Below are 24,308 nucleotides of genomic sequence, written 5' to 3'. Positions count from 1 at the left end.
TTTTGCCTTGATAATAAAAATTGTACGACCGTAGCTCAGTTGGTTAGAGCACTACCTTGACATGGTAGGGGTCGGTGGTTCGAATCCACTCGGTCGTACCAATTCTCAAAAAATACATCTCGTATTCTGTACGACCGTAGCTCAGTTGGTTAGAGCACTACCTTGACATGGTAGGGGTCGGTGGTTCGAATCCACTCGGTCGTACCAATTTATTTTCCAGCCTTTATTAACAAATTCAGAAAAATTTATTTCTGATATTGTATATTCAAGTGCCTATACACAGTAACTCGAATAGAGCTTATGCCTGTAGGTGAATTTGCCAATAGCCAACGTCCAGCCATTGTTCAAATTTGTACCCCACTTTTTCAAAATGCGCGACTTTATACATGCCTAATGCTTGATGCAAAGCAATACTCGGGGGGTTAGGTAACGTAATGCCACCGATAGCGGTATGCACACCCTGCGCGGTTAGAGTCTCGAGCAGTGCGCTATAGAGCTGGCGCCCTATTCCTTGGCCCTGATGTTGATGCGCCACATACACGCTCGTCTCGACAGCAAAACGATAGGCGCTGCGCTCTTTCCATTTACTCGCATAGGCGTACCCTTTGAGTTCACCGTCTTGTACATATACCAGCCAGGGTAAGCTCACCGCTTTAATGCTTGCGATCCGCTGCCCCATAAGCTGGGTATCAACAAGCGACTCTTCAAAAGTAAAGGTGGTGTGGCGAATATAATAGTTATACAGCTCGGCGATGGCCTTAGCATCTTCAGGCGTGGCGTGTCGTAACAAAAGTACCTCGAAAGAAGTAAAGGAGCCCGAAGGCTCCCATAAAAGTAGGCTTACAGCTTAAACTGATTCACCGTGGCATTTAAAGAGCTCGCTAAGGCGTTTAAGTCTTTCGCCTCATTCGCTAAGGTGTCGGCATGGTGCGCGGTATTATTAACCAGGTCGTTAATAGCACTCAAACTGGTGTTGATATCCTCAGCAACAATACTTTGCTCTTCAGTACTGGTGGCGATTTGGTGACTCTGATCAAGCACATGCGCCACCGACTCCCCTATTTGCTCTAATGACTGCAATACGGCTTGGGTTTGTGTTACTGAGCCCTGGGCCCGCTCTTGGCCCTGCGCCATCATATTTGAGGCTTTATCAGCAATGCTTTGCAGTTTATCAATCATAGTGCGAATATCGTCGGTCGACTCTTGTGTGCGACTCGCAAGCGACCGCACCTCATCCGCCACCACGGCGAAACCGCGACCTTGCTCGCCAGCTCGTGCGGCTTCAATTGCAGCATTGAGCGCCAGCAGATTAGTTTGTTCGGCAATGCCGTTAATCACATCGATCACCGCGCCAATATTATTGGTTTCCTGCGCCAAGCCAGTGACCACTTGTGCGGCCTCGCCAATATGTTCAGCTAGCTCATGCATCACCTGCTGCGACTGATTTGATTGCGAACGCCCTTGCTCACTAACCTGTTGCACCGATGCAGCGGCATCATTGGTTTGATTGGCGTTACGTGAAATTTCATTGACCGTGGTGGCCATTTCGGTCACCGCCGCACTGACACTGTCGACTTGTTGCTTCTCTTTTTGGATTTCACTGTTGGTTTGCCCAGAGACTTGTTGCAGCTGGCTGGCGGCGGCACTTAATTGCTCTGCCTGCGCAGCAGTGTTGAGCATCATCGCCCGCAGCTTATCGATAAAGGTATTCATGTGATGGGCAAGCTGGCCCACCTCATCTTTACTGGTAATATCAATGCGCCGCGTTAAGTCGCCCTCACCGGAAGCAATATCACGCATAATATGGGTTAAGGTGGTGATAGGCTTGGCAACTAAATGAGTCACCCAGAAAATCATCGCTACAATAATGGCAAGAATCACCACCACGGCGATGGACGCCGACATCACTGCATCATTAACGGGCTCTTCAATTAAGCTCACCGGAATAAGCACTCCTAAGTGCCAATCGATCACCGGCTTATCGAGCTTTAGGCTATTGAATAAAGCATAGAACTCTTGACCTTTAAGGGTCACCTTAACAATGCCACTGTCGTTGTTGGCTATCGCGCTATTGAGCGTATCAAACCCTTGAGTTTGCTTGAATTGTTGCTCAAGAGCACTCAAGTTATCTTTACCTTCTCCGGTATCTGTTATCGACAATGAATGCCCTGTACGCTGCGATAAATGCACCACATTTAAATCACTGTCGAGCAAAAAGCCAAACCCCTCACCTTGAAAGGTAATGTCTTCGACAATATCGCGGATAGCATTAATTTGTAGGTCAACCCCACCTACACCGACCAGCTCTTTGGCGTCATTGTAAACCGGCTGCTGCACTACAGCGGATGCGTCTCCCGTGTTGATGTCGACAGAGATAGCGCCAACATAAAGCTGGCCTTTATTCAGCGCATCTTGCCACCATGGTCGCTTATACGCATAGTAAGGGCGACCGTCACCATACGCTGAGGTACGTTCATTTTCTTTGAAGTATTCACCGGTGTGAGCCGAGGCAAAAAACGCAGACAAAATATTACTGTCGCGGCCGCTAATACGGATAAAATTATCGTTCAGTAGTGGATAATCAGGTAAAGAGGATAACGCCACACCGCGCTCACGGTAGTTATCGAAAAAGTCGACCATATGCGGGCTGGTCACATAGGTTTCAACTACCTTGCCGTATTGCGCAAAAAACGACTGCATCGACAAACGCTCAGCATCTAAGTAATTTTGTACTTCGCGCTCAACACTATTTCGAGATAAAGACGCGATATGGTTAATGAAGAACACGGCCACGGCAACCATTAAAACGCTCAAGGTGCCACCGATCAGCAATAAAATCTTCTGTCGTAAGGAGAGGTTGTTTAACATAAGAATAATTATTATTTTGTTAAGCTAAGCTTCTATAAAAACACATCCTTACGCCCTTGACTACGTTATCATGACCAAAAAGTGAATAACTGAACAAAGTTTAACCAAGGGCTTTATGTAAATTCACTTCCTAACCGCAATACTCAAAGATGAGTGTGTTAAACAAAATGCGAGTTCTTATATTTTTTTAGGATTATATAATCATTCCGTATAACCGTTTTATTGGCATTTACGGTTTTAATTGTGCAATTCATCCAGCTTTAAAACCTTATCTCTCATGTGAGTAAGTCATATATTGGCATAACCTGCACTGCCTACTTGCACATGCTCATCGGCAACCGTTGCCCAAGTCTTCTGTTCACTTCCCCATTAATGACTTGTATGGATAATAACTCCATATTTTTATTCTTTTAAACCAGTTTAGGGTAATGTGAGACCCAGGCTTAAGCTGCAACTTAAGCTTTCCATGTGGCAGTTCGATTGAGCGCTGGCTCCTCAGTTGAGAGGCCAATGACTAAACCCGCTATTTACACTAGGCAAACTCCAAGCCAAGACAACATCCCACACATAAATTTTTTGTTGGGGATCATAGCTTAGAGAAATAACACTTAAGATACTTACCAAAGAACAAACTATTCTCCCGCCTGATAGAATGCACAGCGCTATAAGTAATCTAGCTATTAAAATGCGTTGATTTGATATTTAAATTGAAACCTTCGAGCTATACATAACGCCCACATGAAACAAGCCGAATACGGAAGTTGCCTTGTGTTAAGTTGGACCAAAGCGAAAACACGAGGCAACTGGAGTGTTTGGTTCGTTTTTAATGCACTTATTACATGTTTGCCGCATTTGTGATGGCTTTCGCACATGCTACAGGACTTGACTGTGCTATAAAATGCCCACCTAAAACCTCTATTTTTGTAAAGTTGGAGCACAATGATGCCAAATAATGAACAGAGCGACTAGCAATCAAAAGGTCCTTGCTTGGGCTTATATAAGTCACAGGACAAGTAATTCTCTTGGTAGGCTTATCCAAACGAGCGATATTCCTCAGGCGTTCTTTTAACTTTTTGTTATCAGTATGCCCGAGCGAATGGAAAACAGGGCTTACAAGCTGAATACCACCTGACATATTAAAGCCGACAATATAGACCAATAACCTTGTAATAAAATTAGGCCTCAAAAATGAGATTGGAACTATAGAAGCTAAGCGTGAGTAAATGGATGGCTTAGAAACAAAGCTAGCCAAGAATACTAAGCCTTTGACTCGCTCTCCAAGTAAATGACAGAGTTCATATGCCACACGACCAGAATATGACTCTCCAACTATCAAGACGTCTTCATCGGAGTGAAGGGTTGCGATTTCTTGAGCTTGGCCATAATACGATAGAGATGAAATTGAAGAATAAGAAATTACTTCAACGCTTAACGTCGAAGGTAATTCTTTCATTAAGTTTTTAAAAAGATAGCCTGTACCGTCAAGCCCAGGAAGCAGAATAATTTTCATCTTATATTGTAAAACGCCGCCATAAGCGGACAAGTAATTGTTGGCTACAATGTGAAGCGGAGCGAAACCGTGCCAACTATTACGGTTCCGTTCTTCATGGCCTTGTTATGTAGCTATTAAGCCCTTGCCTTCTTCAGTAATATTGTTATTCCACGGTTGCCAATTACAAGTACAAATCCAACGATAACTTGTACCATACTGGCCACGAATGAAGCCTGCTCTTGAGGAGGCAACGATTGACTATACAAAGATTGCATTTCCATTTTTAAAACGATGAAATAAGCTAAGTCACCAATTGAGAATGCAACTAAGTAGACCCCAACCCCAGTTAAAACGGCAACATCTAAATTCTTATAAAACTGCGTCAACTCATCTGCGTATTCTTGTTCAGAAACCACACTCTTTATGAACAAATTAGGAAAAAACCACAGCAGCAGCATTACAAGAGACTTCGTTACTAGTGGGATCCATATCATTTTAACAATTGACGCTTGCATTCCACTGTCTACTGCATTCCCATAATCGCCTAATTGGTTAGGTAGAGTATTTACGATGTCCACAAAAACAAAAATCGCTGCAATTTTGAGAACTAAATTAAGGATGTTTTGATGGCTCACTACGCCTCCTTGCTACCGCCCAAAAGCAGCGGCAGCTTTAGCTGTCCGCCTGACTTTTATTGTTAGCAGTTGACAGCTCTCGCTTGGCTTTCTGCTCTTCCAACCATCTCTGCTGATCTTCTCGTTCTTGCTTTCTGTCTTGAGATGAATATGTGTTTACATGAAGCCTTTTTGAGGATGACCGTGTCATTCCTTCGAACTGCTCTCTGAGCTTTTTGATGTCTCCCGAAATTTTATGGAGAGGATCACCTCCACCGATCTCTGAAACGCCATCGAACTCTTTAAAATCAATGATTAACTCATCAGAGTATGAGTTTCCTTCAACATCCTCATAAGAGGTTGAAATTTTAAAATATGGGGAAAATACATCTTCACTATCGATTTTATTTTTCACATCATAAAAACTGAATAAGAAACTCTCAAATTTTTGATTAATACCAAGAGAATGCAGGCCTTTTGATATGACATGCAACTTTAAAAACTCATCGACAATAGCGTCTTCGGTCGCTTTAATTTCGTTACCATTCCTATCATAAAATTTAAAACGAACATTTCTCGCTATACCTTTACCAAGATTGCTAACTTCAAGCATCATCAAATTGAATGATATCGGACTACTAAAGAATTTTATGGATACGTTAGGACGAATGCTCTGTACTCGTAGTTCGTTAACTTGCTCGATTTGTGCTTCTCGCAAGTACCACGTTTCTTTAGCAAGCACAAAAGTAAGTACTGCGATCGCTACTGTAGCTAATGCACTTATCCAAGAAGACAATGAATCTGCAGTTAAAATGTTTGCTAACTGAATTTGGCTACCTGCAACAATTCCAAGAATGAATATCAAAGGTGCAGCTACAATTCCTACAACAGCTAAAAGCGGAATTAGACTTCTCTCATCTTTACGTTTTGTCACTATTCCTCCTTCGACTGTGGTCTTCCCCATCAAAAGTAGACAGGTTATTACGCAAACCGTTGTTCATACTCCAGCGGGCTGAGATAGCCTAACGCTGAGTGACGTCGTTTGCGGTTATAAAATATTTCAATGTATTCAAACATACAGGATTTAACGTGTTGTATCGAGTGGAATTTCTCGGCATAAACCAGCTCAACTTTGAGACGACTGAAGAAGGATTCCATCACCGCATTATCCCAGCAATTGCTCTTTCGGCTCATGCTGATTATCGCACCTGATGAACGCACTAAATCCTGATAGGCCACCGCACGGTACTGCACGCCTCTATCTGAGTGAAGCATCAAACCTGGTTTAACCTCCCTGCGGGCCAGTGCCATGTTGAAAGCATCTGAAATCAGCTTGACCGTCATCGACGTGTCTAATGCCCAACCGACAATCGCCCTTGAGAACAGGTCCATCACAGCGGCCAGGTAAAGCCACTGGCCGCGAACACGGATATAAGTGATATCTGATACCCATTTCCTGTTGGCACGCTCTGTGATGAACTGCTGGGCAAGCACATTCCCTTCTACATTCGAGTTTGAATAGCTGCTGCGACTGTAACGGAACGCTTTGCCATTTCTTGCCTTGAGAGCCAGCTCTTGCATGATTTTAGCGACCGTATTGAGGCTACATCGAACACCGCTGGCATTGAGTTCATAGGTTAGTCTGGGCGCGCCGTAGCGTGCCTTAAAGACCTCATAAGCCTCTTTCACATGATGGGCCAACTCAGCATGTTTCTGTGCTTTATTGCTCGGCTTTCGGTTCAAGTAACGATAAAAGCCAGAGCGTGAGACTTTCAATGCTCTGCACATCAAGGTGATCCGGAACTGGCCTACATACTGCGCAATCAGCGCGTACTTTACTCCTGGCTTTTCGCAAAGTACGCGGCTGCCTTTTTTAAGAATTCATTTTCCTCTTTCAGGTCGTGTAGCTCGCGCTTGAGACGGCGCAGTTCCTCACTTTCATGTTTCGAGTAATCAACGCCTTGAACGGTATTAAATTGCTTGTCGGAAAGACGGTTGAATTGCCTACGCCAGTTATAAATTTGCTGGGCGCTGATCCCCAGCTCTTCGGCGACGGATTTGTTGGTATTTCCGGGTTGCTCCGCCCTTCGAACCGCTTCGCGACGAAACTCTTCGGTATAGGCCTGGGTTCTTTTCTTTTTAGTCATGAGACACCTCTTTTCTAACTATAGAAGGTGTCTACTTTTTTTGGGTAAGTCCTAAACCTAACGCCCGCATAACAGGCTAATAGAGCTTGGCTAAAATTGGTGAGGCACGAACCAAGCCAAGCTTTATTAGTCCAGTGCGTTGATGCGATTGTTAGCTGTTTCACGGTAAATTGTAAGAGTAAAAGATACCACCTTTGATCCAATCACTATCCTTATCAATATCTGCAACTCCTAGCAGTCTCGGAGCAGAAAACGCGCTTATATCTAGAAGTTTTCCATTTTTCTCTAGGTAAAAATAGAGCGTTAATGCTAGTAACCCAGCAAGGGCTCCAATAGCGTTTTCCAAATTGGCTTTATTGAAATTATTAGCTCTATCATGCTTTATTGAGTTGTTACTTTGCCACCAATTAGGACTGGTAGTTTTAGACCAGTCAGCCCATGGTTTTAAAGATAGCTCATACCTAGGGATAACCATTTCTATACCAGCTAACCCAGGATGCTTCTTAAGAATGATTTCAGCGTATTTCCCAATTCCTTTAATATCCTTGGGTTTCATCTCTGGTGCAATTAGTTTGCACATTTCTTTAGAAAGAGTATCTATCTCAGCAGAAGCCGCCATGATAATTTTGGCAAATTCAACAGAGTAAGTTGCAAAGTTATCTTTAGAGAGTTCAACATATCGAGAACAAACCTCTAGGTCTGACTCTATCGATAAATAGTATTCGAGTTCATTTGCCATTTTTATTCCTTGTAAATAGCGCAATTGAGACAGCTAACGCTAAGCTCACCGGAAAATTAGGAGCGCAGCGAGTAATTTTTCCGAGTGCAGCGCTTTGTTATGACTTATACAACAAGCCATTTCAATTTCGCCACATTACAAAATAGATTGAAGGCAGAGTAATGGATGGTTTCTTCAATCTCATACACTTCATCCAGTCGCATAAGTCGTCCGTGAAGTCGAAGGTAGTATTTTGCTATTGGATTGTGATCTTGGATTTCTTGACAAGCTTCAACTGTCATTTTATGTAGATACCGGAGATTTTCAGAAGCATTTTCGTTCTCTTGTCCGAACTCCCCCATTTGCTCAATCATAGAATTTAGAGAGACATCCTCAATGAACTCTGGCTCAGAATGTGCGACGCCACTCGTCCCAGCCTGATAGTAGTTCCATTGCTTATGATTATGTAATCGCTCCACTTTAACAAAATTGGAGTTCTCCACGACCATTTGAGCTTCAGTATGGTTATAGAGGTCATCTAGTGTGTGGAATGCTGGAGCGGCGTATATAACAAGGGCTTTACGACGCAAATTATGAGACACTTTTTCAAGAATTTCTTGTTGGTGATCAGTAATCTCAAATCGCCAATGCTTAGAGCTAAAACCGTAACCTTTTAGAAGTGATGAAGCTCTGCTCAGAGGGGTTGGCCGCTTTGCTTGAATTAGTAGGTTAGTGTTAAACGTAGGTAAACGTCTCTTCCTGCCAAGTTTGCGCCACATAAACCCCCACCTTAGATGATCGAGAACCACACCCTTTGGTATGTCGTAGTAGCCAAATAAGTCCCAAAATAAAGGGTGCTCGGCTTCTAACGCAGCATCAATTCCAAATTTACCTTCAAACACTTGGCCTGGAGTAGCAATTCGGTGACTTCCAAACCTCAACTCGTTGTATAGAGGAGCTTCAAAGTCCTTTTCTTCAAATTCTGCTTTCATATTTCCCCTGATATTAGGTGTCGATGGTGTCATAACGCCCGCATAAGGGGCAGGTAATAGTTTGCTAAAGTGTGAAGCAAAGCGGAACTGAGCAAACTGTTACCAGTCCCGTGCTTAATGCGCTTGTTATATACCGCTACTTCCAGTGAACAATATCTATAATGGTTTGGCTCGATATGTCGTACGTTAATGTTACGCATATCTGTATAGGACAACCTCTAAAAGACCTGTACTTTTCTGAATCCAACTGCTTTGGGTAAACTAAAATTTCGCAACTTTTTAGATCACAATTCGATTTTATTACAAAGCTTGAGGGTTCATAACCCTTTGCTTCTACCCAAACCGATGCTAATTTTTTTGATTCACTTTCATACCTAGCATCGCCAAAAACTAAACAGGAAAAGATGCTTAAAATAATCACAAAAATTGACTTAGTCACCCGGTCCTCTAGGTATATAACAGCTTATTAGCGTGCATTTCGGGTTAAACCAAATAACCTTCGGCTACTGAACCACGCTAACGTTCATTTATTGTTAATAAAGTCATCAAGTTAGCAGCTGAGTGTTGCCATGTCGATACGCAGTTGTGTGGTTGAAAACGCGCAATGAGATAATCGTGCCGGATTTGGCTCGTTATGCAAACAAACAAATGACATAATTTCAATAAGTTACAGGCAATATTGACTTATTCGTGCCTAATATTACTTTACATAACGTGCCTTGTTTTTGCTTCTTTGATACATACCATTTATAACTGTACATATATACAGCTCACTGTGATATTGTCATGTCTTCGTCTCCATTTTTAGAATCTGTAAGGGCTGAGTTAAGAACAAGACGCTACAGCTTACGAACCGAAAAAGTCTACTTAATGTGGATAAAGGGTTTTATACTTTTTAATGATAAACAGCATCCCGCTGAGATGGGTCGCTTAGAGATAGAAAGGTTCCTTAGTCACCTGGCTATCAATCGCCAAGTAAGTGCAGCAACCCAAAATCAGGCACTATGCGCTATTATTTTTCTTTATAAATACATCATAAAGAAAGACATTAACGGTTTAAATTATTCATTTACCAAGCGGGAAAAGTCCGTTCCTACCGTGTTAACACACCAGGAGGCGAAAGCTATTATTTCGCATATGACAGGCATTCATAGGCTTATTGCTTCTTTATTATATGGGTGTGGTTTGAGAATTAATGAGGCACTCAGTTTACGAGTTAAAGATCTTAATTTAGAAAATCATACGGTGTACATTTTTAGAGGTAAGGGTAGAAAGGACCGCTACTCACTATTACCGAAATCTCTAACCCCTTCGCTAAGGAAGCAAATTGACACTGTCAAAATTATGCATGAAAGGGATCTAGCACAAGGTTATGGTCTAACCTCCCTCCCCCCATCTTTAATTCGAAAATATGCTAACGCGGTCAAAGATTTTTCTTGGCAATACCTGTTCCCCTCTACAACGAAGTGCAAGCATCCATACGATGGTTACATATGCCGACATCATCTTCATGAGTCGGCATTTAGAAAGCAATTGAGAAAAGCGGTGTTGGCTGCCAATATAACCAAAAGAGTAAAAGCCCATACCTTTCGTCACTCATTTGCAACGCAATTATTGCAAAATGGATCCGATATCAGGACTGTCCAAGAGCTGCTTGGTCATAGCGACTTAAGAACCACTGAAATATACACTCATGTTTTAGGCACTCGGTTCAACCACACGATAAGTCCTATCGATCTATAAGGTGCGAGTTTACAAACTCATACACATGCGTTTTTTCTGCATATGACTAGGCTTAATTAACAACAGCATAGGCGCTATTCACCCTCTATTAATACCCCTTTTCTATAATTGCGTTTTTACTCTCGCTATTGTTAACTATGAAGCGTTTAGCCATTGTTACCGCCGTTCTGACTCTTGCCGCCTGTCATGTTGCTACCGCACCAAGCGGTGAATCTCCACCAGCAGACATTCCCACATCGATCCAATGTACCCAAGCTAATCTCAATGCAATTGAGCAGCTAGTCAGTACCAGCGATGGCAGCGGGCACGGCCCGGATATTGGCACTACGGAATGGGCAAACAGTGTAGAGTATCGTTTAGATATCAATAGCCATGCAGATAAGCCGCCATTATTAACACCGAAGTGGTGCCAATGGGTGGCAAGCCAAGCGAACACCTCCGCCAGCTTTAACTGTGAGCAAGCACAAAGTGATATCGCCCGCCAAGTATGCCAGTCGCCAAGGCTGAGTGAGTTAGATGCGCAATTGGCTAACACCTTCGAAAAAGCACTGGTACAATCCGATAGCGACAAACATAAAAGCACGTTACGGGCCATGCAACGTGGTTGGATAAAAGGCCGCGATGCGTGCTGGCAAGCAGATAACGTAAAACAGTGCATTATTGATGCCTATCAGCATCGCAACGCTTCCCTGCAAGTGCAGTATCAACTCACCACGGCTGTGGATCATCTTCAGTATGATTGCGAGGGCAAACAGGTAAGTGTTGATTTTTATGATACCACGCCGCAATTTATTGCCCTGCGCGAGGGTGAGCAACAATGGCTGATGCAGCGCGTGATTGCCGCCAGTGGCGCTAAATACCAAGGCCGCAATCAGGTTTTTTGGCAAAAAGGCGATAGTGCCTTTGTGCAATGGCAGTACAACACGCCCATGCAACAGTGCACATTACGCTAAGCAGGCTCCGACCACACCGCAAACTCATTGCCACTGGGCTCCACAAAGTGAAACCGTCGCCCGCCGGGAAAGTCGAATAATGCCGTGGAGATCTCGCCTCCCGCTTGCTCTATCTTAGCTTGGGTTTGTGCAATATCGCTGGAATAAAAAACCAATAATGCGCTGCCTTTACTGGTCTGAGCGTTTAAGTCGCTACGATAAAAGCCACCATCGAGCCCTGCTCCGCTAAAGGCTGTGTAATCTGGGCCGTAGTCAGTAAATTGCCATGCAAAAACTTGGGTGAAGAATGCTTTTGTGGCCTCGAGGTCACGCGCAGGGTATTCCACATAGTTCAGCATTTCGTGATTATTTTTCATCCTTGTCGCCTGCTATAAAACAAAAAAGGTGCGCTAAGCATAGCGCACCTTTTTTATTGGTTCTACTGGGTTGCGTATTAACGCATTAAGGCCCTATTGGCCTTTATCTTGTTGCTCAATCTTAGCCCAAGAATCACGTAGCCCCACGGTTTGGTTGAACACTAAATGTTCAAAGTGATCGTCACGGCAGAAATACCCGGTACGCTCAAACTGATAGCCTTTCAGGGCAGCGGCTTCGCTTAAGCTAGGCTCTAATTTAGCGTTTTTAACCACTTTTAATGACTCTGGGTTAAGGGCATCGGTAATGTCCTCTGCCGCACCTGGGTTAGGCACATTGAATAGGCGGTCGTACTGGCGCACTTCGGCTTCGATACAATGGCTGGCACTCACCCAGTGAATAACCCCTTTAACCTTGCGGCCATCGGCTGGGTTTTTGCCTAATGTTTCCGGGTCATAAGAGCAATAAATAGTGGTGATATTGCCTTGCTCGTCTTCGTCAATGCGCTCTGCTTTAATCACATAAGCATTACGTAAACGCACTTCTTTGCCTAGCACTAAGCGCTTAAACTTCTTATTCGCTTCAACACGGAAGTCTTCGCGCTCAATGAATACCTCGCGGGTAAATGGCAGCTGACGCGAACCCATTTCTTCTTTGTTCGGATGATTAGGCGCATCGAGCATTTCCACTTGCTCTTGTGGGTAATTTTCGATCACGACGCGTACCGGGTCTAATACCGCCATGGCACGTGGCGCGTTTTCATTTAAATCATCGCGAATACAGGCTTCAAGCATACCCATTTCTACTAGGTTATCTTGCTTGGTTACACCAATGCGCTTACAGAATTCACGGATAGAGCCTGGGGTATAACCGCGTCGGCGTAGCCCGGCTATCGTTGGCATACGCGGGTCGTCCCAACCATCAACATGACCATCGACCACCAACTGATTAAGCTTACGCTTACTCATAATGGTGTACTCAAGGTTCAGTCGTGAAAACTCGATTTGCTGAGGGTGGCACTCTAGGCTGATATTATCTAACACCCAGTCGTATAAACGGCGGTTGTCTTGGAACTCCAAGGTACACAATGAGTGGGTAATGCCTTCAAGCGCATCGCTAATACAATGGGTAAAGTCATACATTGGGTAAATACACCACTTATCACCGGTTTGGTGGTGGTGAGCAAAACGAATGCGATAAATAATCGGGTCGCGCAGCACCATAAAGGAACTGGCCATATCGATTTTGGCTCGCAGTACACACTCGCCCTCTTTGAACTCACCGTTTTTCATTTTTTCGAATAACGCTAGGTTCTCCGCCACAGGTGTATCGCGGTAAGGGCTGTTTTTACCCGGCTCTTTTAACGTGCCACGGTACTCGCGAGCTTGCTCTGGTGTTAAGAAACACACATAAGCGAGGCCTTTTTCAATAAGCTCAACAGCGTACTGATACAACTTGTCAAAGTAGTTAGAAGAGTATTGAATCTCACCGCTCCACTGAAACCCCAACCAGTTCACGTCTTCTTTTATTGAGTTCACATAGTTGATGTCTTCTTTTTCTGGGTTGGTATCATCAAAACGCAAATTACACAGCCCGTTGTAGTCTTGTGCAATGCCAAAATTCAGGCAAATAGACTTAGCGTGGCCAATGTGCAAAAAGCCATTTGGCTCGGGTGGAAAACGCGTGTGCGTTTGCTGATGTTTGCCTGAGGCTAAATCTGCGTCAATGATGTTACGAATAAAGTTCGTTGGGCGATTCTCAATCTCCGCCATTGGGATACTTTCCTCTGAATTCTGCGTGACTTATAACCCACGCATTATGACAAATACTGCGCTTAACTTACAGCTTTTAGTAAGGTCACACCAGCTTTAATTCAACGGTGTTGCCGTCTGGGTCAAGAATGTATAAAGAACGACCAAAACCAGTGGCCCCGTAGCGCTCAGCGAACTGCAAAGACTGGTTTACGCCTTTGGCTTTTAAGGTGCGGATCACCGCCTGTTCGCTCGCGGCACTGATTTGCAAGCAAAAATGCGCCAGTGGCGAGGTGCGCACCTGCACCGGTTGCTTGCTATCTAAGCTGCCCTGAGTACTAAGAATATCAATCAGGGCCTGGCCGGCGCGCAACTGATACAACCCCTCTTGCTCCAATACGCGCTCTAACTGAGCGCCAAGTACTTCCTCATAAAATGCGCGCATGCGAGGTACATCATCGGTGCGCAGCACAACATGGTCTAGCCCGTGTAATTGCATTGAATGCTCCTTTTATTGATTAGGATCTAATCACTGTGCGTCACGCTAAGCTATGCTACAGAGACATTCATTACAACGCTAAAGGAGCCGTGATGCAATTGCATACTGCTGCAGATTTAATGACCCCAGCGCCGCTGACCGTAACCGCTGATGCCTCGTTGCATGATGCCCATGCATTAATGCGCGAGCACAATATTCGCCATATTCCCGTTACCGATGAGCACGGCACACTTATTGGCATGCTGACGCAAAAACTGATGATTGCCCAAGTGATGCGCATTATTTCAGTGTTTGGTGCACCGGCACTTGAGCGCAAAGAGAAGCAAACGCAAGTGGGTGATATCATGCTTCAAGATTTTGATACCGTGGCCCCCGGTGATGCTTTAAGTGATATCGCTGAGTTTTTTCTCAATAACCGTCATGGCTGTATGCCGGTGGTTGAGGAGCAAAAACTGCTCGGCATACTCACCTCTTCAGACTTTGTGCGCCTAAGCGTTGAGCTATTGAAAAAGTCATAAAAGTTTAATCTAGCGCAACATCGCTGACATTTATCTGCCCTACACTTGAGGCGAATTTAACAAACCTAGGAACAAGGAATAACCATGGCTTCACAGAATCAACATCGCGTTTATATACCGACCAATGCTCGCGCCAACCAGTATATTCTCGCCGAGTTTAAACCGGATGATGATTTTTACGCCTGCTTTAGCGATTATCGCAGCGCATATCAGCGCGTTGCCCGACAACTGTTCGCGTTATGTGACGATGCCGAGCTCTACAATGTGCATATGCTGGTCAACGACAAGCTGCCCATTGTGCGCTTTCATGAAGAGGCATATTGCTTAGAGACTCAACGTCAGCAGCTGTTCTTTTATAATCCGCGATATCACGAGGCTCATCAGCTACATGGCTGCTGCGAAAGCCGAGCACGCAAAGTACGGTTGCTATTCCTCGCTACAGGTGAAGACATTCGTGCTCATTCTGCCGATTTTCACCGCCGCGTTGCCAAGGTGCTAAGTGCACTGCAAGAGCAACTTCCCGGCGATGCCAATAAGTTGAAAGTGCGTGACCATCAGCACCTAACCTATGATTTGTTCGCCCGCGCCAAAGGGCATAAAGAGAGCTACGGGTATAAACTTAGAGCACTGGCACCACGCTATGAAGCCCGTGGTTGTCCCTTACCCAGCCATCGCGACCTGACTTATGCGCGTTTTACTTTGCCACTCACACGGCAGTTAAAAACGCAGCTATTGGATGCCAGCGCCACGGATTACGGAAACTTTTATAGCCACATTGAAGATGCGTTTATCAGCGCCTGTGAAGCCAAGCGCCTACCGCGCCGCGCAATGGTGGCCAATGGCCGCACACCGCTTATTCGCCACCGTGATATCGACACCAGCGCTCACAATGAGGAACTGGAAAAGCTCAGCTTTGAACCCGGCAAAGGCGAAACCCAAAGTCATGTGCTCTTTGATGCCGCCAACTTGGTACAGAGCATTGACTTTGTGATTGTTGCGGGCGTCGAGGATCATCATGATATGGGCTATGGCCGCTTTATGAATCAAGTCGAGAGCGTGATCAAGGCGCTGTGTAATAGCTTACAGGTAAACCCAGAGCGCCAAGATATTAACACCCGCTTTTATCAGCACCTGAGCTACAGCCTATAAGTGCACGATGCAAACAATATCAAGGCCGCTCAATAGCGGCCTTTTTTGTTGCTTGGCTCAGTCCCTTACCAGCCTAATTTAGCGTGTTATCCCCCTCCGCAAAAAAGACTTTTTTAGCATTTATATCAACACCTTAAAAGTAAACGAGATAGTTTACCTTGCTTACATACATTCATGTATGTATATTCCTGCTCTAGTCGGTTTAATAAATTGTTCAGCTAAAGGTAGGTTATGAATGTAAAAACGCTGGTCGCAGTCACAGTACTTGCGGCGCTTAGCTTAAGTGGTTGCCAGGAGCAACCACAACAACAAGCCCAAACGGCCCCCGCTGCCGTTGAAGTCGAGGCCATAACGTTGTCGCCACAAAGTATTGACCTCAGCACCGAGCTGGTTGGCCGCACGGTCGATTTTCGTCAAGCTGAGATCCGCCCTCAAGTCAGCGGTATTTTGCAGGCGCGACTGTTCGAAGAAGGACAAATGGTGAGTAAAGGAGATGTGTTGTATCGGATTGACCCCGCTCCCTACCAAGCTGAACTTGCCAGTGCCAAAGCGGCGCTCGCCAAAGCCCAAGCCAGTGTTCGCAACAGTGGCATGAAGGCCGAACGTATCAAAGGCTTATTAGGTAATAAATCGGTCAGCCAGCAAGACTATGATGATGCCGAAGCCACCTTGCTACAAGCAAAGGCCGATTTAGCAGCCGCCAAAGCCGCTGTACTGAGCGCCGAAATTAATCTTGATTACACCCAAATCCGCGCCCCCATTGACGGTCAGATTGGTCGCTCTAGTGTTACCGAAGGGGCGTTGCTGACAGCCAATCAAAGCGCTGCGCTGTCGATAATTCGCCAGCTTGACCCTATTTATGTGGATATGACGCGCGCCGCCTCCAAGCTATCTTCTTTGCGCAGCGCCATGCATCAAGGCAATCTCAGCCAAAACCCCGAGGTTAAACTGAGATTAGAAAATAACGACTGGTATGCGCTCTCCGGTGAGCTGAAGTTCTCCGAGGTAAGCGTTGACCCATCAACGTCTATGGTCACCATGCGCGCCGTGTTCCCCAACCCCAATGGTGAATTACTGCCAGGCATGTTCGTGCGAGCGCAGTTAGCTACCGGCCAAGATGATGACGCCTTACTGGTTCCGCAAAAAGCCATTGTGCGCACTCCCAAAGGTGAGGCCACGGTGATGGTGGTCAGCAAAGAAGGCACGGCGCAAACTCGCGTAGTTGAGCTCGGTCAAGAGATAAACCAAAGCTGGCAAGTCCACTCCGGTCTACAAGCGGGTGACCAAGTGATCGTCGCCGGGCTGCAAAAGGTTCGCCCCGGTAGCAAAGTGACAGTGGCAAAACAGGACACGGGGGCATAATTTATGGCTAATTTTTTCATTGGCCGGCCTATTTTTGCTTGGGTGATCGCCATCGTGATCATGCTTGCGGGCCTGCTATCGGTAAAACAGCTGCCCGTAGAGCAATACCCTAAAGTTGCGCCGCCGGCGGTCAGCATTAATGCCAGCTACCCTGGTGCCACCGCACAAACAGCCGAAAACGCCATTACTCAGGTGATAGAACAAGCCATGAACGGCTTGGACAACCTCATGTATATGTCGTCACAAAGTGACTCGGTGGGCAATGTCAGCCTGACACTCACCTTTGAAACCGGCACTGATCCGGATATTGCTCAGGTTCAGGTGCAAAACAAACTGCAACGGGCAATTCCTCTGTTACCGCAAGAAGTGCAGCAGCAAGGGGTTTCGGTAGCCAAGTCTAATGGCAGTTTCTTAATGGTTATTGGCTTTATCTCCGAAGATGGCTCGATGAACCGCGAAGACATCGCCGACTATGTGGTTTCTAATGTTAAAGACCCAATTAGCCGCACCCCTGGGGTGGGCAATGTCACCGTATTCGGCAGCCAGTATGCCATGCGTATCTGGCTTGATGCGCAAAAGCTTAACCAATATCAACTGACCCCCACCGATGTCACCGCTGCCATTAAAGTGCAGAATAATCAAGTGACAGCCGGACAGCTTGGCGGCGCCCCGGCGTTACCCGGGCAGCAATACAATGCCGCCATCACCGCACAAAGCCGCCTCAGTAGCCCAGAAGAATTTGGCCAAATCCTATTACGGGTTAACGAAGATGGTTCACGAGTGCAGCTTAAAGATGTGGCTCGCGTCGAGCTCGGCGGTGAAGACTATTCCGTTATGGCGCGCTATAACGGCATGCAAGCAACGGGGATCGCCATCGAGTTGGCCACTGGAGCCAATGCCCTTGATACCGCCGAAGCAGTGCGTGATCGCCTTGACGAACTAAAGCCTTATTTCCCAGAAGGGCTCAAGATTGAAGTGCCCTACGACACTACGCCGTTCGTTGAGCTTTCTATCAGCTCAGTGGTGCAAACACTGTTTGAAGCCGTGCTGTTAGTGTTTGTGGTGATGTATTTGTTCTTGCAAAACTTCCGCGCCACTTTAATTCCGACCCTAGCGATTCCCGTGGTCTTGCTCGGTACCTTTGGCATTATGTCGGCGATGGGCTTTTCGATAAACACCCTCACCATGTTTGGTATGGTGCTGGCCATCGGCTTATTGGTGGATGATGCCATTGTTGTGGTCGAGAACGTTGAGCGGGTCATGAGCGAGGAAGGCTTGGGGCCTGTGGAAGCAACGCGCAAATCCATGGGACAAATCACCGGCGCCTTGGTGGGCATAGGCTTGGTACTCTCCGCCGTATTTGTGCCGATGGCCTTTTTCGGCGGCGCAACCGGCGCTATCTATAAGCAGTTCTCTATTACCATCGTTTCGGCCATGGCGTTATCGGTGTTGGTGGCGATTATTTTCACGCCGGCCCTATGTGCCACCATTTTGAAGCCCATCAAGGGCAACCATTTGGAAAAAGGCGGCTTCTTTGGCTGGTTTAACCGTACCTTTGATCGCTCTAACGATGGTTATCAAGGGGCAGTAGGTGGCCTGCTTAAGCGCCCAGTGCGCTCAATGGCATTATATGGCGCGATTATCGCAGTGATGGCATTGATGTTTGCCCGTCTACCCTCGTCATTCTTGCCCGATGAGGACCAAGGTATCTTTTTAACCATGGTGCAGCTGCCAAGTGGTGCCAGCCAAGAGCGCACCGAAGAAATAATGACTAAGGTCGCCGATTATTATCACGGCGAAGACTCAGTGCGCTCGGTGTTCACCGTCAGCGGCTTTAGCTTTGCCGGGCGCGGACAAAACGTCGGCCTTGCCTTTGTGCGCCTTAAAGATTGGAGTGAGCGCGACGACAGCCAAAGCGTACAGGCCACTATCGGCCGGGCGATGGGGTATTTTTCTACCATTAAAGAGGCGCAAATTTTTGCCTTTAACTTGCCTCCTATTCAAGAGCTAGGACAAGCCACTGGCTTCAACCTGTTCTTGCAAGATAGGGGCGCCTTAGGCCATGACGCGCTACTGCAGGCCCGTAATCAACTGTTGGGAATGGCGGCGCAGCGCCCTGAGCTGATGGCTGTGCGCCCTAACGGCATGGAAGATGCGGCGCAATTACAGGTGGATATCGACCAGCTTAAAGCGCAAGCGTTAGGAGTCTCAATTAGCGAGATAAACCAAGCGTTGTCTATTGGCTGGGGCTCGCGCTACGTCAATGACTTCACCGACCGAGGCCGTGTTAAAAAGGTCTATGTGCAAGCCGATGCCGAGTACCGCATGACCCCGGAAGATTTAAGCCATTGGTATGTGCGCAATAATGAAGGTGAAATGGTGTCCTTTGATACCTTTGCCACCAGCCGCTGGGTGTATGGCCCGCAACGTCTAGAGCGTTACAACGGCATCTCAGCCATGGAAATTCAAGGTCAGCCAGCACCGGGATACAGCTCCGGCGTGGCGATGCAAACCATGGCCGAGCTGGTTGCTCAATTGCCACCGGGCATTGACTTTGAATGGACCGGCACCTCTTACCAAGAGAAAATGTCTGGCTCCCAGGCGCCGATGCTTTATGCGTTGTCGATTTTGGTGGTGTTCTTATGTTTAGCCGCACTTTACGAGAGCTGGGCTATTCCATTTTCGGTGATTATGGTGGTGCCGCTGGGGATCATCGGTGCGCTTAGTGCCGCCTTCTTGTTCGGTCTTCAGAACGACGTGTATTTCCAAGTGGGCTTGTTGACCACCATGGGCTTGGCATCTAAAAACGCGATTCTCATCGTCGAATTTGCCAAAGACTTGCAGCAACAAGGTCGCTCGGTGATCAACGCCACGCTCGAAGCCGTGCGCTTGCGTTTACGGCCCATCATCATGACCTCACTGGCGTTCTCGCTCGGGGTCTTGCCATTGGCGATAAGCTCCGGTGCCGGCTCAGCCAGTCGCAATGCCATTGGTATTGGCGTTCTTGGCGGCATGCTCAGTGCCACCTTCTTGGCTATCTTTTTAGTTCCCGTGTTTTATCTCGTGGTGCAAAAGCTCTTTGTTCGAAAGTAACTGCACCCAACCCCAAAGCCGGACTTTTTAGTCCGGCTTTTTTATGCCTAAAAACAAGGTGTCAAGGAGGGCTTGCGCTTGCTCAATAAGGTCAATATAACCTGGGTGTTGCAGGAATTTACTGATAAGGCCACCGACGAGGGAGTTCATCGCCGCTGCCGCAACTCGCGGCTCAATAGCGGGGTTAAGCTCACCATTTTCCAATGCTCTGGCGAACGCCAGCGTAAGCGTGTCCTGCACTTCTTGATTGAGTTGTTCTTGTTGCTGTACTGCGGGGTTAAGCTCATCAACATATTCACAGCGATGGAACACCACCGTTAGCACGCGATGATACTGGGGGTCTTGTTGCACGATCACCAAAGCGCGATGCATTACGTCTTTTATTTGCGCCAAAGCGCTCAGATCATTGGCACTTTGCAGCTCACTGAGCATTTGTCGAAACGGCAGACGAATACGGTCTAACATGGCGTTGAACAGATCGGCTTTATTGTCAAAATGCCAATAGATTGCGCCGCGCGTGACGCCTGCGGCGCTGGCGATGTGTGCCAAGGTGGTCCGTGACACACCATGCTGGTAAAACTGATGCTCAGCGGCATCTAAGATAGCACTGCGGGTTTGTTCGGCATCAGCCTTAGAACGCCTGACCATGGCCTTGCTCGATTAGGAAACAATGATCGCAATATTAACATAGTTGCTACCTGAACCAACAGCCATGGCGGTGTTATCGATACTCCAGCCGGGCGGTTAGGCGATTAAATAACCTGGGGAAAAAGCGCTTGATGGTGGGAGCCCAATAACTTAAGCCTTGGCCAATCACCACTTCTTGCTTTTGCTTTTCAATCGCGGTGATGATTTCTTGCACACAGGCGCTTACCGGCATACCGTTTTCAATCGACTGTTCACTGTGATTTTGCGCCACCCCTTTCTCGTTTAAGGAGTTATGAGCAATGCGGGTTTGCACCGAGCCAGGACACACGGTGAGGCAATGAATGCCGTCAGCGGCAAGCTCGGCGCGAATGCAATCCATAAAGCCGACCACCGCATATTTGGAGCCGGAATAACCGGAGCGAAACTTAGAGCCCACTTTGCCCGCGACGCTGCTTATTGCCACGATCATCCCCTGCTTTCGGGCCTGCATTTGCGCAACCACCAGTTTAGTGAGGGCCACAGTGCCAAAGTAGTTGACCGCCATTAATTGCTGGTAAGTAGCAAAGTCGGTGTCGGCAAACAAGCTACGTTGCGACACCCCACCATTATTAATCAAAATATCAATATCACCGATGGCTGCGAGCTGCTCGGGGAGCTCTTTGAGTAGGCTCTCAGCGGCGCTCAAATCCAAAGGTAAGACAACATGTCCCTGCCCCATCAAGCTATTTTTCACCTGCTCAAGGGCTTGCTCGTTGCGCGCCGATAACACCAACTTAGCGCCTTTGGCCGCAAGTTGTTTAGCCAGCTCCTCACCAATGCCCGATGATGCGCCGCTTAACCACACCCGTTTGCCATCTAAGTTCATTTTATCGCTCCTGCTTGGTATTCAATTTGCGCTTGCAGCTCTTTGCAAAGCCCCATTAAAAATAAGGCTTCAACGACAACAAATAAGGGCCCAATAACCAAGCCGATTAAATCATCCACAAAGGCAGGTTTTTTGCCCTCGTAATAGTGACCGACAAATTGAAATACCCAGCCCACGACGAATAATCCGATACCAATGGACAGCCACAGCCACGTGCTAAGCATCGCCACGGGCGCAGCCCCGAGCAGGCCCAGCACCAATAATGCGATCATTAGCAGGCCTAGCCTGAGGGATAGCTTTAAATAATAAAGGCAGGTAATACTCACGACCAACACAGCTGGGGTGAGGCTGAGCGCTAAAACGGTAAAACTCGGGCGAGAGAGTAGCACCAGCAAGGCATACACGATTAAGGGTATGCCGATAAAATGGGTGTATAGATTACGTTTATCACGATGATAACGAGCGTAATTACTTAATTGGGTAACCAAGGTTTTCATGGTGTTAGCACCTTTTTTATTATTAACCTTGTGCTCAGTTTAGAGTAAAACCCCTAACTTGCCTATATTTTTGGCTCGTCTCGCTCGCCCTCATCAAGATTGCCAGTGGCATGGGTATTCATGCGTACTAAATTGGGCTTACGCTCACTCGCAGCGGCGCTCTTTAATGGTCCCTGCCCCGGTGGAGAATTAGGCTCATCAGACACTGGCTCGCCGTTTTTAAAGGGCTGGATCATATTGGCGTATTGTTCAATGAGCCGATGCATTCCCTCTGGTGCTTCACAACGCGTAAACTGCATCTCCACATCAACAATATCGGTTCGCCGGCGGTTGCTGTCGCTGGTTTTCGGCGAAAGGTTCACCTTGAATGCCACTCGCTCGGCATTAAACCCATCCACTTGGTGCGTCGCCCGTTTCAACTCGCTTTCACTGATTTGAATCGACATATCAAAACGCATTTTGTCTAAGGCTATGCCTTGCGGCTGTACTAAAGCAATAAGCGGCACATACATATCGTGTTGCTCGTCGACTTGCACTTTCACCATTTTCGCCGCTAGGGAGCCATCCTCTTGAGTATCGAAGAACTGCTGCAATTGCATCACATATTGTTGCGATATCATGGTCCCGGTGGTGTTCACCGCATGGTGGATCCCCCGAGTGATATCGGTGAGCATTTGCGCATTCATCTTTTCTTTGCCAAACATCATAAGTCCTTACTATCAATGACATTGGGAGTGCGCAGCCGCTGTAATAACTCAGTGTTGAGAAAATGACTTTGAGCATGCAGCTGCACGTTAACATAGGCACGCGTATCACCTACGCGCCCAGAGTGCTCGGAATGTAACAGCACCACATTGGTCTGTTTGGTGTGACAGTGCGTAGACCAATACCGGCTTGGTATTGGCCACAATGCACTGATGGCCTGCCAGCACCGCCGCCAAGCACTTTTTTTTAGCTTCACCTTAGCCGCCATCCTTTTTACCATTTTTATCGGAAGGCGGTGCGATTTCAGCTTTCGTGTCCGCAGGTAAGGCATCAGTAGCAGAGGGTTTACCCTCACCAATAACCACGGGCTTGGTAGCCGCATCGGTGAGAAAATCAATAACCCGCATTAATGCTTCAGGCGGCCCTTGGCGTTTTACTGCGGTATGAATTGAATATTTAGCTCGGGTGTCGGTTTTACGGGTTTGCTCCGACTTATGAGACACCTTGCCATGCACTTTAACCGAGAATGGACCCCAGCCCATTTTTGCCTCAAAGCCACCCTCACCACTGGTTTCGCTGTGGCTTTCTTCTGATTGTGTCACTTCCAGTTCAAAGTCAATTGACCCTTCTTCGACACAAATATTGGGGTGGGTGATCGCTGCAAGTAGCGGCACCCGCATGGTTTTACGTATGGTGCCCTTGAAGTTACCTTCGGTATCCACTTGGGTTTCATCGTATTCGAACTCAACGTTCACCGCCTTGCCATCTTTAATGCACACGGTCATCAAAAATTCGGCGTAAGCCCGACTTGCCTGTACTTGGGCGGTGATCATTGCATGCAATGGCCCCCCTATCATGCGATCCAATGGCAGGGCATTAATTACCGAGCCAACGAGTCCTGTATCGATAGCCATAGTTCTCTCCTTTTGTTCCTATTTGCGCTATTGCCATTAAAAACTAGGAGTTGCGGGCTTAACTCGTGCTCTTATGTAAGCCCTTGTAATAAAAGTATCGCCGGATAAGCATAAAGATCACCGTGGCGCCGATGACGGCTGACATCAGGTGGTGTATCAGTAAGTGGCCGACAATAAAGGCCGGGATATCGTCGAAGGAGTCGATCAGCAGCAGCTTGAGTATTAGCGCCACATAAACGCTAAGATGCAAAAGAAACGCGACTTTAAATAACCGCCTAAACCCTTGCTTCATACTCGGATGAATAGCCACCACTCCCAAGCGCAGCAGTAGCCATGCGCACAGCGCAATGGCCATGGAAACCACACCTAACCCCAATAAAGAGGTTTTAATAAGCACCACCGCTAAAATGACATAAAACCACATCG

At 46.8% G+C, this 24,308-nt stretch carries 25 protein-coding genes and 2 tRNA genes; 8 read left to right on the top strand and 19 right to left on the bottom strand.

The window, feature by feature from the left end; genetic code table 11:
• Nucleotides 1-24: 24 nt before the first annotated feature.
• Both FIU82_RS06730 and FIU82_RS06725 read left to right on the top strand, forming a co-directional pair.
• Nucleotides 25-101 (top strand) — tRNA-Val (locus FIU82_RS06730).
• A 29-nt stretch (nt 102-130) separates the two neighbouring features.
• A tRNA-Val gene (locus FIU82_RS06725) sits at nt 131-207 on the top strand.
• A gap of 91 nt (nt 208-298) precedes the next feature.
• Here FIU82_RS06725 and FIU82_RS06720 read toward each other — a convergent pair.
• From FIU82_RS06720 to FIU82_RS06680, 9 genes are all read right to left on the bottom strand, one after another.
• Nucleotides 299-790, bottom strand: a complete 492-nt coding sequence (locus FIU82_RS06720; protein ID WP_152440664.1) for an arsinothricin resistance N-acetyltransferase ArsN1 family B — start codon at nt 788-790, stop codon at nt 299-301.
• 50 nt (nt 791-840) lie between these two features.
• Entirely contained in the window at nt 841-2,868 is a 2,028-nt protein-coding gene (locus tag FIU82_RS06715) for a methyl-accepting chemotaxis protein (RefSeq protein ID WP_152440663.1), read from the bottom strand.
• A gap of 835 nt (nt 2,869-3,703) precedes the next feature.
• Nucleotides 3,704-4,378 carry an alpha/beta fold hydrolase gene (locus tag FIU82_RS06710; protein ID WP_152440662.1) on the bottom strand — a complete coding sequence of 225 codons (675 nt, stop codon included), beginning with the start codon at nt 4,376-4,378 and terminating at the stop codon, nt 3,704-3,706.
• A gap of 116 nt (nt 4,379-4,494) precedes the next feature.
• On the bottom strand, nt 4,495-4,995 hold the full coding sequence (locus FIU82_RS06705; RefSeq protein ID WP_152440661.1) for a hypothetical protein: 501 nt from the start codon (nt 4,993-4,995) through the stop codon (nt 4,495-4,497).
• Nucleotides 4,996-5,032: 37 nt separating this feature from the next.
• The gene (locus tag FIU82_RS06700; protein ID WP_152440660.1) at nt 5,033-5,908 is read right to left on the bottom strand and encodes a hypothetical protein; all 876 of its coding nucleotides are present in this window, start codon (nt 5,906-5,908) and stop codon (nt 5,033-5,035) included.
• Between the two features lie 47 nt (nt 5,909-5,955).
• A complete protein-coding gene (locus FIU82_RS06695) occupies nt 5,956-6,798 on the bottom strand; it encodes an IS3 family transposase (RefSeq protein ID WP_253946357.1) in 843 nt (280 codons plus the stop codon).
• Between the two features lie 11 nt (nt 6,799-6,809).
• Complete coding sequence (locus FIU82_RS06690; RefSeq protein ID WP_216651825.1) at nt 6,810-7,121, bottom strand: transposase; 312 nt, start codon at nt 7,119-7,121, stop codon at nt 6,810-6,812.
• Nucleotides 7,122-7,281: 160 nt separating this feature from the next.
• Nucleotides 7,282-7,860, bottom strand: a complete 579-nt coding sequence (locus tag FIU82_RS06685) for a hypothetical protein (RefSeq protein WP_152440659.1) — start codon at nt 7,858-7,860, stop codon at nt 7,282-7,284.
• A 104-nt stretch (nt 7,861-7,964) separates the two neighbouring features.
• Nucleotides 7,965-8,831, bottom strand: a complete 867-nt coding sequence (locus FIU82_RS06680; protein ID WP_152440658.1) for a hypothetical protein — start codon at nt 8,829-8,831, stop codon at nt 7,965-7,967.
• A gap of 786 nt (nt 8,832-9,617) precedes the next feature.
• Here FIU82_RS06680 and FIU82_RS06675 point away from each other — a divergent pair.
• Together FIU82_RS06675 and FIU82_RS06670 are read left to right on the top strand one after the other, a co-directional pair.
• Complete coding sequence (locus FIU82_RS06675; protein WP_152440657.1) at nt 9,618-10,574, top strand: integron integrase; 957 nt, start codon at nt 9,618-9,620, stop codon at nt 10,572-10,574.
• 137 nt (nt 10,575-10,711) lie between these two features.
• Nucleotides 10,712-11,527, top strand: a complete 816-nt coding sequence (locus tag FIU82_RS06670) for an MliC family protein (RefSeq protein ID WP_152440656.1) — start codon at nt 10,712-10,714, stop codon at nt 11,525-11,527.
• Here FIU82_RS06670 and FIU82_RS06665 read toward each other — a convergent pair.
• The 3 genes from FIU82_RS06665 to FIU82_RS06655 all read right to left on the bottom strand — a co-directional run bounded on the left by FIU82_RS06665 (nt 11,524) and on the right by FIU82_RS06655 (nt 14,131).
• The gene (locus tag FIU82_RS06665; protein WP_022944011.1) at nt 11,524-11,883 is read right to left on the bottom strand and encodes a VOC family protein; all 360 of its coding nucleotides are present in this window, start codon (nt 11,881-11,883) and stop codon (nt 11,524-11,526) included. The two genes, FIU82_RS06670 and FIU82_RS06665, sit on opposite strands and share 4 nt — an antisense overlap.
• 93 nt (nt 11,884-11,976) lie before the next feature.
• Nucleotides 11,977-13,653 (bottom strand): glutamine--tRNA ligase, encoded by a 1,677-nt coding sequence (gene glnS / locus FIU82_RS06660; RefSeq protein WP_022944012.1) that lies wholly within the window; start codon nt 13,651-13,653, stop codon nt 11,977-11,979.
• An 85-nt stretch (nt 13,654-13,738) separates the two neighbouring features.
• Nucleotides 13,739-14,131 carry a VOC family protein gene (locus tag FIU82_RS06655; protein WP_022944013.1) on the bottom strand — a complete coding sequence of 131 codons (393 nt, stop codon included), beginning with the start codon at nt 14,129-14,131 and terminating at the stop codon, nt 13,739-13,741.
• Between the two features lie 92 nt (nt 14,132-14,223).
• On the opposite strand from FIU82_RS06655, the gene FIU82_RS06650 reads away from it, so the two are divergent.
• The 4 genes from FIU82_RS06650 to FIU82_RS06635 all read left to right on the top strand — a co-directional run bounded on the left by FIU82_RS06650 (nt 14,224) and on the right by FIU82_RS06635 (nt 20,253).
• Entirely contained in the window at nt 14,224-14,649 is a 426-nt protein-coding gene (locus tag FIU82_RS06650; protein WP_138588228.1) for an HPP family protein, read from the top strand.
• Nucleotides 14,650-14,733: 84 nt separating this feature from the next.
• Nucleotides 14,734-15,798, top strand: coding sequence for a DUF3083 family protein (locus tag FIU82_RS06645; protein WP_022944015.1), 1,065 nt, complete (start codon nt 14,734-14,736; stop codon nt 15,796-15,798).
• 231 nt (nt 15,799-16,029) lie between these two features.
• Nucleotides 16,030-17,160 (top strand): efflux RND transporter periplasmic adaptor subunit, encoded by a 1,131-nt coding sequence (locus tag FIU82_RS06640; RefSeq protein WP_022944016.1) that lies wholly within the window; start codon nt 16,030-16,032, stop codon nt 17,158-17,160.
• A gap of 3 nt (nt 17,161-17,163) precedes the next feature.
• Nucleotides 17,164-20,253, top strand: coding sequence for an efflux RND transporter permease subunit (locus FIU82_RS06635; RefSeq protein WP_152440655.1), 3,090 nt, complete (start codon nt 17,164-17,166; stop codon nt 20,251-20,253).
• Between the two features lie 27 nt (nt 20,254-20,280).
• On the opposite strand, the gene FIU82_RS06630 is transcribed toward FIU82_RS06635, so the two are convergent.
• The 7 genes from FIU82_RS06630 to FIU82_RS06600 all read right to left on the bottom strand — a co-directional run bounded on the left by FIU82_RS06630 (nt 20,281) and on the right by FIU82_RS06600 (nt 24,306).
• Nucleotides 20,281-20,901 (bottom strand): TetR family transcriptional regulator, encoded by a 621-nt coding sequence (locus tag FIU82_RS06630; RefSeq protein WP_045978690.1) that lies wholly within the window; start codon nt 20,899-20,901, stop codon nt 20,281-20,283.
• Nucleotides 20,902-20,974: 73 nt separating this feature from the next.
• Nucleotides 20,975-21,766: an SDR family oxidoreductase gene (locus FIU82_RS06625; protein ID WP_152440654.1), complete on the bottom strand. Its 792-nt coding sequence runs from the start codon at nt 21,764-21,766 to the stop codon at nt 20,975-20,977.
• Complete coding sequence (locus FIU82_RS06620) at nt 21,763-22,263, bottom strand: DUF962 domain-containing protein (protein WP_152440653.1); 501 nt, start codon at nt 22,261-22,263, stop codon at nt 21,763-21,765. The genes FIU82_RS06625 and FIU82_RS06620 overlap by 4 nt, the downstream gene beginning before the upstream one ends.
• 62 nt (nt 22,264-22,325) lie before the next feature.
• A complete protein-coding gene (locus tag FIU82_RS06615) occupies nt 22,326-22,970 on the bottom strand; it encodes a DUF2589 domain-containing protein (RefSeq protein ID WP_081604450.1) in 645 nt (214 codons plus the stop codon).
• Complete coding sequence (locus FIU82_RS06610) at nt 22,967-23,224, bottom strand: hypothetical protein (RefSeq protein ID WP_152440652.1); 258 nt, start codon at nt 23,222-23,224, stop codon at nt 22,967-22,969. The genes FIU82_RS06615 and FIU82_RS06610 overlap by 4 nt, the downstream gene beginning before the upstream one ends.
• A gap of 1 nt (nt 23,225) precedes the next feature.
• Complete coding sequence (locus tag FIU82_RS06605) at nt 23,226-23,882, bottom strand: DUF2589 domain-containing protein (RefSeq protein ID WP_202903911.1); 657 nt, start codon at nt 23,880-23,882, stop codon at nt 23,226-23,228.
• 58 nt (nt 23,883-23,940) lie between these two features.
• Nucleotides 23,941-24,306, bottom strand: coding sequence for a hypothetical protein (locus FIU82_RS06600; RefSeq protein ID WP_138588222.1), 366 nt, complete (start codon nt 24,304-24,306; stop codon nt 23,941-23,943).
• Nucleotides 24,307-24,308 lie beyond the last annotated feature (2 nt).

Source organism: Pseudoalteromonas sp. THAF3, assembly GCF_009363775.1.
Lineage (GTDB): Bacteria > Pseudomonadota > Gammaproteobacteria > Enterobacterales > Alteromonadaceae > Pseudoalteromonas > Pseudoalteromonas ruthenica.
The sequence above is the reverse complement of the archived record's forward strand: the minus strand, read 5'-3'. Positions and strand labels throughout refer to the sequence as shown.

Bases quoted from the DNA above. Each gene is read 5' to 3' on its own strand.
- FIU82_RS06715 (WP_152440663.1), bottom strand. From the start codon at position 2,868: ATGTTAAACAACCTCTCCTTACGACAGAAGATTTTATTGCTGATCGGT.
- FIU82_RS06710 (WP_152440662.1), bottom strand. From the start codon at position 4,378: ATGAAAATTATTCTGCTTCCTGGGCTTGACGGTACAGGCTATCTTTTT.
- FIU82_RS06690 (WP_216651825.1), bottom strand. From the start codon at position 7,121: ATGACTAAAAAGAAAAGAACCCAGGCCTATACCGAAGAGTTTCGTCGC.
- FIU82_RS06685 (WP_152440659.1), bottom strand. From the start codon at position 7,860: ATGGCAAATGAACTCGAATACTATTTATCGATAGAGTCAGACCTAGAG.
- FIU82_RS06680 (WP_152440658.1), bottom strand. From the start codon at position 8,831: ATGAAAGCAGAATTTGAAGAAAAGGACTTTGAAGCTCCTCTATACAAC.
- FIU82_RS06675 (WP_152440657.1), top strand. From the start codon at position 9,618: ATGTCTTCGTCTCCATTTTTAGAATCTGTAAGGGCTGAGTTAAGAACA.
- FIU82_RS06670 (WP_152440656.1), top strand. From the start codon at position 10,712: ATGAAGCGTTTAGCCATTGTTACCGCCGTTCTGACTCTTGCCGCCTGT.
- FIU82_RS06665 (WP_022944011.1), bottom strand. From the start codon at position 11,883: ATGAAAAATAATCACGAAATGCTGAACTATGTGGAATACCCTGCGCGT.
- glnS (WP_022944012.1), bottom strand. From the start codon at position 13,653: ATGGCGGAGATTGAGAATCGCCCAACGAACTTTATTCGTAACATCATT.
- FIU82_RS06655 (WP_022944013.1), bottom strand. From the start codon at position 14,131: ATGCAATTACACGGGCTAGACCATGTTGTGCTGCGCACCGATGATGTA.
- FIU82_RS06650 (WP_138588228.1), top strand. From the start codon at position 14,224: ATGCAATTGCATACTGCTGCAGATTTAATGACCCCAGCGCCGCTGACC.
- FIU82_RS06645 (WP_022944015.1), top strand. From the start codon at position 14,734: ATGGCTTCACAGAATCAACATCGCGTTTATATACCGACCAATGCTCGC.
- FIU82_RS06640 (WP_022944016.1), top strand. From the start codon at position 16,030: ATGAATGTAAAAACGCTGGTCGCAGTCACAGTACTTGCGGCGCTTAGC.
- FIU82_RS06635 (WP_152440655.1), top strand. From the start codon at position 17,164: ATGGCTAATTTTTTCATTGGCCGGCCTATTTTTGCTTGGGTGATCGCC.
- FIU82_RS06630 (WP_045978690.1), bottom strand. From the start codon at position 20,901: ATGGTCAGGCGTTCTAAGGCTGATGCCGAACAAACCCGCAGTGCTATC.
- FIU82_RS06625 (WP_152440654.1), bottom strand. From the start codon at position 21,766: ATGAACTTAGATGGCAAACGGGTGTGGTTAAGCGGCGCATCATCGGGC.
- FIU82_RS06620 (WP_152440653.1), bottom strand. From the start codon at position 22,263: ATGAAAACCTTGGTTACCCAATTAAGTAATTACGCTCGTTATCATCGT.
- FIU82_RS06615 (WP_081604450.1), bottom strand. From the start codon at position 22,970: ATGATGTTTGGCAAAGAAAAGATGAATGCGCAAATGCTCACCGATATC.
- FIU82_RS06605 (WP_202903911.1), bottom strand. From the start codon at position 23,882: ATGGCTATCGATACAGGACTCGTTGGCTCGGTAATTAATGCCCTGCCA.
- FIU82_RS06600 (WP_138588222.1), bottom strand. From the start codon at position 24,306: ATGTGGTTTTATGTCATTTTAGCGGTGGTGCTTATTAAAACCTCTTTA.